At 51.7% G+C, this 1,094-nt stretch carries 2 protein-coding genes; both read right to left on the bottom strand.

The window, feature by feature from the left end; all coding sequences use genetic code 11:
• Positions 1–588: hypothetical protein (locus tag HWQ67_RS19400; protein ID WP_218254342.1), on the bottom strand; the 588-nt coding region annotated here is incomplete at its 3' end.
• 11 nt (positions 589–599) lie between these two features.
• Positions 600–1,094, bottom strand: a 495-nt coding sequence (locus tag HWQ67_RS19395) for a hypothetical protein (RefSeq protein WP_218254341.1), incomplete at its 5' end; no start/stop codon positions are given.

Here is a 1,094-nt window from a genome sequence, read left to right as displayed (position 1 = left end):
TGCGCCATCGTAATCGGTAATCATGCGGGACTGCCCAGCGCCTGTACCAGATACGATAGTGATGAGGTTGCCCGCAAGGATATTGCTTGTGGCGCTCTCTGTCAATGCCAGCGTGATGGTGTTGGCGCTTCCAGCTTGCGCGGCTGCGCCGGTCAGTATGAGGTATCTTACTCGTTGCCCGGCTGAGTACCCAACGTCGTGGGTGCCGGATGTCAATATCTCATCCCAGGTGCCATCGGCAATGGATGATATGATGGTGGTTTGCTGATCCGTTACCGTCTCGATATACACCATCAAGTCCTGCCATTCGGAGCCCGTCACATCGCTGTATAAGTCAACCACTACGTTTGCATCCATCTCTGTGGACGTGTGCGCACATAGTACCGCCTTGCCAGCACCAATAACCGTTGGCATGGTTCCGATGGTTGTGAATGCGCCGAAGTCCTTCGAGAACGTGACATCACCGCTGGTAAGCGTTGGATTGACCTGCAAGATATCGGTATCCGCTTGTGAGGTCAGTCCGATAATGTACGAATACGCCGCCCCCTTCTTTGGCGGATTGTTGCTCTGATAGATTGTCCCTGCCATAAGTTACCCTCCTATAAAGCCACCATCGCGGTGTAAACTGCTAAAATCTGGGGAGCAGTTAACGCGGTATTGTAGATTGCTAATGCCTGTATATTCCCTGCGTATCCCAGATTGTAAACATTTATTAGATTGCGACACCCTATCCAGGTCACGTGTGTTGTGCTTGTCGCCCCCGCTGCAATTGCCCCATCTGCCACACCATTTCGGTAACAGTTATAGCTGGCAAACGCCAGATTACCGCTGGCTAGATTCGGAGCTGTGTCGCGGGTGTTTACTCCACAGGCGTATGTGACATTTCCAACCCCAGTATTTGGTCTGATCCAAAATCGCCCATCTACTGACTGTGCACCTGCAACAATCCCTGTATTTGTAACGCCGGAGAACTGCACAATCATCGAGTAGGTATATAGCCCGACGAGTCCTGTTATTAGATATTGAGTTGTCCCGTTGAATGTCCATCCTGTTCCAGCCGCCCATGTCGGCGCAACCCCAAGCGTGCAATCATA

This window comes from Candidatus Magnetobacterium casense (assembly GCF_019173545.1).
GTDB classification, from domain to species: domain Bacteria; phylum Nitrospirota; class Thermodesulfovibrionia; order Thermodesulfovibrionales; family Magnetobacteriaceae; genus Magnetobacterium; species Magnetobacterium cryptolimnobacter.
This window is presented reverse-complemented; position numbering and strand designations above follow the sequence as displayed.